At 62.2% G+C, this 6,998-nt stretch carries 7 protein-coding genes; all 7 read right to left on the bottom strand.

Annotation, left to right across the window (positions count from 1 at the left end):
* On the bottom strand, positions 1–1,020 hold a 1,020-nt coding region (locus KJQ12_RS17650; protein ID WP_213486541.1), incomplete at its 3' end, for a LysM peptidoglycan-binding domain-containing protein.
* A 183-nt stretch (positions 1,021–1,203) separates the two neighbouring features.
* Positions 1,204–2,085: a branched-chain-amino-acid transaminase gene (ilvE, locus tag KJQ12_RS17645; RefSeq protein WP_213486539.1), complete on the bottom strand. Its 882-nt coding sequence runs from the start codon at positions 2,083–2,085 to the stop codon at positions 1,204–1,206.
* Between the two features lie 44 nt (positions 2,086–2,129).
* Positions 2,130–2,996: a prephenate dehydratase gene (gene pheA / locus KJQ12_RS17640; RefSeq protein ID WP_213486537.1), complete on the bottom strand. Its 867-nt coding sequence runs from the start codon at positions 2,994–2,996 to the stop codon at positions 2,130–2,132.
* Positions 2,993–3,967: a homoserine kinase gene (gene thrB, locus KJQ12_RS17635; protein ID WP_213486582.1), complete on the bottom strand. Its 975-nt coding sequence runs from the start codon at positions 3,965–3,967 to the stop codon at positions 2,993–2,995. Before thrB ends, pheA begins: the two co-directional genes overlap by 4 nt.
* 141 nt (positions 3,968–4,108) lie before the next feature.
* Positions 4,109–5,395, bottom strand: a complete 1,287-nt coding sequence (locus KJQ12_RS17630; RefSeq protein WP_213486535.1) for a homoserine dehydrogenase — start codon at positions 5,393–5,395, stop codon at positions 4,109–4,111.
* A 32-nt stretch (positions 5,396–5,427) separates the two neighbouring features.
* Positions 5,428–5,865 (bottom strand): ACT domain-containing protein, encoded by a 438-nt coding sequence (locus KJQ12_RS17625; protein ID WP_015255377.1) that lies wholly within the window; start codon positions 5,863–5,865, stop codon positions 5,428–5,430.
* Positions 5,866–6,050: 185 nt separating this feature from the next.
* Positions 6,051–6,998 (bottom strand): GTPase ObgE (obgE, locus tag KJQ12_RS17620; RefSeq protein WP_213486533.1); only part of this gene is annotated, 948 nt, incomplete at its 5' end.

Below are 6,998 nucleotides of genomic sequence, written 5' to 3'. Positions count from 1 at the left end.
CGCGCCCCAGGGCGCGCCGGCCGTCGGCCAGTCCGTACCGGCGGCCGCCATGCCCGGATAAGGCGTACCGTACCCCATTCCGTAGCCCGGTACATCCTGCTGACCGGCCATGCCGTAAGGCGGATAACCCGTTCCGGCAACAGCCCCGGGTGCGAACGCCTCAAGCGCGGGCATCGGAATTTGATGGAACGGATGCTTCGCCTTGTCCGGGAAGTCTGCGCCGTGGGGCGGGTAAGCCGCATGGTGCTCAGGATATATCGCATGGTGCGGCTCGGGACAATACGGCTTCATCGGTTGATGGATCGGCTCCGGCATCGGCAGCGGGACCGGTTTCGGCAGATTCGTCCAATCGACCGGCTTCGGATAATGGCCCTCTTTCGGATACTCGGTCTTCGGATAATCAGCTTCTTTCGGATACTCGACCTTCTTCGGATACTCGGCCTCCTTCGGATACTCGACCTTCTTCTGATGCTCGATCGGTTTCGGCGGTTCCGTCTTGACCTCGGCGGCCGGCTGAAGCTTCGACAGATCGATCGGTTTCGGCTGCTCGATCGGCGCTGTCGGCTTTTTGCCGGGGATGACGCCGGTGAACGCTTTGCCCGGGATCGGACCTTCCGCGCCAATATGGTGCAGCTCCTGCGGATATTCATGCGAATGGCCGCCGTGCTTGCCGCCGTCCGCCGCGTGGCCGCCGGGTTTCGGGATATAGACGATCTCCCCGGTCATCAGGACGTTCGGGTTCTTGAGCTGGGGATTCGCTTTGATCAAATCCGCGAGCGGCACGCCCCAAGCCTTCGACAGCTTCCAAAGCGTATCGCCCTGGACCACCGTGTGCTTGTGCATCCATTCGCCGGCGGGAGCGTAGGTTTTCTTCGCCGGAATCTTGATTTTCATGCCGACGTCGATGACGTCCGGATTTTGGATGCCGGGGTTGTATTGCAGCAGATCCTGGACCGTGACGCCGTGTTTGGCCGCAATACCGGACAACGTGTCGCCTTTTTTGACCGTATAGATCTTCACGAACCGTATGACCTCCTGTCACGTTCTTCATGCTCAGCGGCTGATGGGCAGGCGCCCCCGCTGCCTGTCGTTAACATCCTATGCATCCGCTGGGCGGGTGTCCCCGTTGCCGGCAAAAAAAATCTGCCCCGCCTGTCCGGCCAATAGCCGGAACCGACGGAGCAGACCGCCAAATCTGAATCTTTACTTGTAAACCTGAACGCCGTCCACCGTGACGATTTTGCGGAATTCTTCGAGCAGATGCGTCGTGATCGGGCCCGCCTTGCCGGCGCCGATCGTACGGCCGTCGACCTCGCGCACGGCGATGACTTCCGCCGCGGTGCCGGTGAAGAACACTTCGTCGGCCGTATAGACGTCGTGCAGCGTGAACGGCTCTTCCCGCAGCGGGTAGCCGAGCTTGCCGCACAGCTCGATGATCGCGCCGCGCGTAATGCCTTCAAGCGCGCCGACCCAGCACGGCGGCGTATAGACGACGCCTTTCTTCACGATGAAGATGTTGTCGCTCGAACCTTCGGCGACATACCCTTGTGCGTTCAGCATGATGGCTTCGCCGACGCCCGCCAGATTCGCCTGGAGTTTCACGAGGATGTTGTTCAGATAGTTGAGCGACTTGATCTTCGGGTTGAGCGCGTCCGGGATGTTGCGCCGCGGCGAGACGGAGATCGACACGAGCCCGTTGCGGTACGCTTCTTCCGGATAGATCGCGAGTTGTTCGACGATGATGATAACGAAAGCCTTCGGACAGCGGCGCGGATCGAGCCCCAGGTCGCCGGGACCGCGCGAGACGACGAGCCGGATGTAACCGTTCCGGAGCTCGTTGCGCCGCACTGTCTCCACGACCGCTTCCTGCATTTCTTCGTAGGTCAACGGAATGTCGAGCTGGATGGATTTGGCCGAATCGTACAGCCTGTCGAGGTGTTCCTTGAGCCGGAAGATGTTGCCGTCATAGATGCGGATCCCCTCGAAAATGCCGTCGCCGTACAGGAAACCGTGATCGTAGACCGAAATCTTGGCATCCTCTTTCGCGACGAAGTCGCCGTTCAGGTAAATCCACTGCTGTGCCATGCGTGCGTTGCACCTCCATTGAGAGTTCGTTGCTTAGTTCCGGGTTACGTCTCCCATGCGAAGCTGGGATAGCTGCCCAATATGCGAACCTGGCAGCCGATCGCCTCGATCTCGGCGATGGCCGCAGGCAGCAGAACCGTTTCGAGCGACATCTCCAAATCAATGAAGAAGTAGTAGCTGCCGAGTTTCTTCTTCGTCGGACGCGACTCGATGCGCGACAGATTGATCCGCCGCCAAGCGAATGCGGACAGCACCTGATGCAGCGCGCCCGGGTAATCTTCCGGCAGCGTGACCAATATGCTTGTCTTCGCCTTGTCCGAACGGCGCAGCGTGAACGGCTCGCGGCCGACGAGCAGAAAGCGGGTGTAATTGTTGTTGTGATCCGTCACTTGCGCGCGCAGCACGTCCAGACCGTGCAGCCGGGCGCCGCCCAACGTGCCGATCGCGGCCCAGCCGTTGCCCGGATTCTCCTTCACGATCCGGATGCCTTCCGTCGTCGAGCCGACGGTTTCGCGTTCGGCATGCGGCAGATATTCCCTCAGAAACCTCGTGCACTGCGCCATCGCCACCGGATGGCTGAACACCTTTGTGATCTTCGAGAAATCCGGGCTGCCGTCCGGTCCGGCCGTCTCGGCCAGGCGGCCGATCAGGTTCTGGATGGACGGATAAACCCATTCCGCCTGGATCGGCAGATCAACCTCGTGGACAAGCCAGTCCGCATGAAGGCTTACCGATCCTTCGATCGTGTTCTCGATCGGAATGACGCTGTAATCGGTCTCGCCGGACACGGTCGAGAGAAAGACGTCCGCGATCACACTATAATAGCGATATTCGACGGGGGTGTCGCCAAACAAATGCCGCGCGGCTTCGTCCGACGTGGATCCCGCGGGGAGCAATGCAACCTTGATCATGCGCGTACTTCTCCTTTGATCCGTTCGAAGAGCGGTACCCGGACGGCGTCCGCGCCGGATTCGACGATTTCCGGTCCGGCGGGCGCCGGCTTCAGCCACAGCGTCTCCGCCGCAATGTTCTCTTCGGCAAACGTCCGGAGCAGGAAGCGCTCCAGTTCCGCCTTGCGCGTGCTCTCGCTGTCGACGAACGCGAGCATCGTCGGTCCCGCGCCGCTGAGCGCCGCGCCGAGCGCGCCGTGCTCGGGCGCTTCGGCCAGAATCTTCGACATGCCGGGGATGAGCGCGGCCCGGTACGGCTGATGCAGCTTATCCTGCATGGCGAACCCCAGCAGATCGAGCCGGCCGGAGGCCAGCGCCGCCACGAGCAGCGAGCTGCGGCCGACGTTGAACACGGCGTCGCCGCGGCTGTACGACTCGGGCAGCGCGTGTCTCGCGCGTTCGGTCGGCAGACGGAACGACGGAATCGCGACGAGCACTTCGAGATTCGGCGGCGGATCGAGCCGGACATGCTCCGCCCGGCTGCCATCCCAGGATGCGGCCACGATGCCGCCGAACAGACTGGCGCCGACGTTGTCGGGATGCCCTTCCAGATCCGATGCGATTTCCAGCAGCCGGGTCTTGGGCAGCGGCGAGCCGATCAGCGCGTTCGCCGCCGCAAGACCGCCGACGATGGCGGCCGCGCTGCTGCCGAGGCCGCGCGCCAGCGGGATGTCGGTGTATGCCGCGATATGCAGTTCCGGCATCGGCACGCCGGCTTCGGCGTACACAAGCTGCGCTGCCTTGTAGATCAGATTGTCACGGCCGGCGGGAAGGCCGGCGAGCTCCTTGCCGAACAATTCGAGGCGGGCCTTGCCGTCATCGGCCTCCGCCATTTCGATCCAGGAATAGAGCGACAGCGCCATGCCGAGCGCGTCGAACCCGGGGCCGAGATTGGCGGTGCTGGCCGGCACCTTCGCCAGTACGCGGCGCATCATCGCTCACCTGCTGCAGAAGCGCCGGCAGATTCCGACGGGCAGTTCCCGCCCGGCATGTGCGGGTTGTCTTGACCTAGCATAACAGGATGATGGACTCCTCTCGCGCAAATGGGATTGACCTGACTCGGGCTGCAAGTTTTATCCTTCAACCCGATAGACGCTCTTGATCTGCTTGATGACATCCAGCGATTCGAACGCCTGCAGGACGCGCCTCATGGCGGCCCGGCTGGCATCGTGCGTGATGATGACGAGATCCGCCGTCTGATCCGAGGCGGTCGGCTGCTGCAACAGCGACTCCAGGCTGACCTCGTGTTCGGCGAACACCTGCGTGATCTGCGCAAGCACGCCGGCGCGGTCCTGGACGCGGAGCAGCAGGAAATTTTTATACGCCACTTCCGCTTCGGACTTCAAAATTTTCTCCTTGAAGACGGCCGCGGACTGCTTGCCGTTCACGCCGAGCTTCAGGTTCTTCGCGACGGCCACCAGATCGGCCACGACCGAAGTCGCCGTCGGCAACTCGCCCGCGCCGGCGCCGTAGAACATCGTCTCGCCGACCGCCTCGCCGCGCACGAAGACGGCGTTGAAGACACCGCTGACCGACGCGAGCGGATGATCGCGCTTCACCATCGTCGGCTGCACGCTGACGCTGATCCGGTCGTCCTGCCGGTCGGCGATGCCGACCAGCTTGAGCTCGTAACCGAGCTTCTTCGCGCAGGCGATGTCTTCCTTCGTCACCTTCGAAATGCCTTGCACCTCGACGTCCGAAAGCTCCACGTTCATCCGGAATCCGATCGTCGCCAGGATCGTCATCTTGCGCGCCGCGTCGAGACCTTCGACATCCGAGGTCGGGTCGGCTTCGGCGTAGCCGAGCTGCTGGGCTTCCTTGAGCACCTCTTCGTAGGAAGCCCCCTCCTGGCTCATCTTCGTCAGAATGTAGTTGGTCGTGCCGTTCACAATCCCCATGATCCGGTCGATCCGATCCGACGAGAACCCTTCGATCAGCGTCCGGATGATCGGGATGCCGCCGGCGACGCTCGCTTCATACATGACGTCGCATCCGTGCTCGCGCGCCGTGGACAGAATCTCGGAGCCGCAGAGCGCCATCAGGTCCTTGTTCGCGGTGACGACGTGTTTGCCGAGCTTCAGCGCTTCGAGAATGTAGGCCTTCGTCGGCTCGACGCCGCCCATCACTTCCACCACGACGTCGATCTCGGGGTCGCGCACGACTTCCCACGGATCGTCCGTCAGTTTCGCCGATTCGATCGCGACGGCGCGCGGCTTGTCGAGCTGTCTGACGGCAATCCGCGCGATTTCGATCGGCGAACCGACCTGGCCGATCAGGTCTTCGCGGTGGCCTTCGACGATGCGCACCACGCCCGTTCCGACGGTACCGAGTCCGAGCAGCCCCACTTTTACCGGTTTCATACGTCTCTCCTCCACTGCCATGATCTCTCTTGTCAACCCTGTCCCGCGACGGCCGCCCGCCGGACGCCGTCCTGCTTCCGTATGCCGTCGATCAGCACCGGAAGCGGCGCGGACAAGCCGGATATATCGACGGAAATAACGACATTGGCCAGTCCCTGCAGCGGGATGCTCTGGTGAATGGTCAGCACGTTGCCTTCGCACTCCGCCACGTAAGCGAGCACTTTCGACAAAATGCCCGCACGGTGCTCCAGATCCATGGAAATCGTGACGATCCGCTCCCGCTCGATCTGGTCGAGCGCATAAACCCCGTCCTTGTATTTGTAGAACGCGCTGCGCGACAGGCCGACCCGCTCCACCGCCTCGTGAACGGTCTCCGCCTCCCCGCGTTTCAGCATGTCGAGCACCCGGAACGTCTTGACGATCGCCTCCGGCAGGAGATCCTCCCGAACGACAAAATAACGTTCCGCCATGAAACGTCCTCCCTGCGAAGACAAATGTTCACCTATAGCGGACATTATACAGGATCGGTACGCCGCCCGCAAGTGAGATTTGACTGTTTTCCGCGAAAAATAAGACAGCACATCCTGCGGGGAGGCGGGGGCTCCATGCATGAAGCGGGACTTTGCCAAAGAAAAAGAGCCGCCGGGCGGCTCCTTCATTCTTCGACATAATCGGCGCCTTCGAAGAATTCGAACACAAAGTCGCCGATCCGAACCGTATCGCCGTCCTGGCAGCCGGCTTTGCGCAGCGCAGCGTCCACGCCCATGTTGCGCATGACGCGCCCGAACCGCATGACGGCATCGTAGGAATTCATATTCATCCGCTTGACGTACCGTTCGATCCGGGCGCCTTCGACGACATACGTGCCGTCATCCTCGCGGCGCACCGCAAACGCGTCGTCATCCTTCTCTTCGAACTTGTATACGACGCGGTCCGCCGTCTCCTTCAGCTCCTGGGCGGACACCGTCTCCGGCACGCTGTCCAGCAGCTCTGCCGCTTTGAACATCAGTTCCCGCACGCCCTGCTTCGTCAGGGATGAAATCGGCACGATCTCCGGTGCGTTCTCTCCCAGTTCCGCTTCAATCCGCTCCCGGAACGAGGCGAGGTTCTCCTCCGCTCCCGGCACGTCCATCTTGTTCGCCGCGATAATCTGCGGCCGCTGCGCCAGCTTCTCGTTGTACTTCGCAAGCTCCGCGTTGATCGTCTTCCAGTCCTCGTACGGATCGCGGCCTTCCGAGGCGGAGATGTCGACGACGTGGATGATGACCCGCGTCCGCTCGACGTGGCGCAGAAACTCATGTCCGAGGCCGACGCCTTCGGCGGCCCCCTCGATCAACCCCGGCAAGTCGGCCAGGACGAAACTCCGCCCTTCCTCGACTGACACGACGCCGAGATTCGGCGTCAGGGTGGTGAAGTGATAAGCGCCGATCTTCGGTTTCGCCGCCGACACGACGGACAACAGCGTCGACTTGCCCACGCTCGGATAGCCGACCAGACCGACGTCGGCCATTACCTTGAGCTCGAGGACAACCCACCGCTCCTCGCCTTCCTCGCCTTTCTCCGCAATGTACGGCGCGGGATTTCGCGGCGTGGCGAAGCGGAT

It is taken from the genome of Thermobacillus xylanilyticus, assembly GCF_907165215.1.
In the GTDB taxonomy this organism is placed as follows: domain Bacteria; phylum Bacillota; class Bacilli; order Paenibacillales; family Paenibacillaceae; genus Thermobacillus; species Thermobacillus xylanilyticus.
This window is presented reverse-complemented; position numbering and strand designations above follow the sequence as displayed.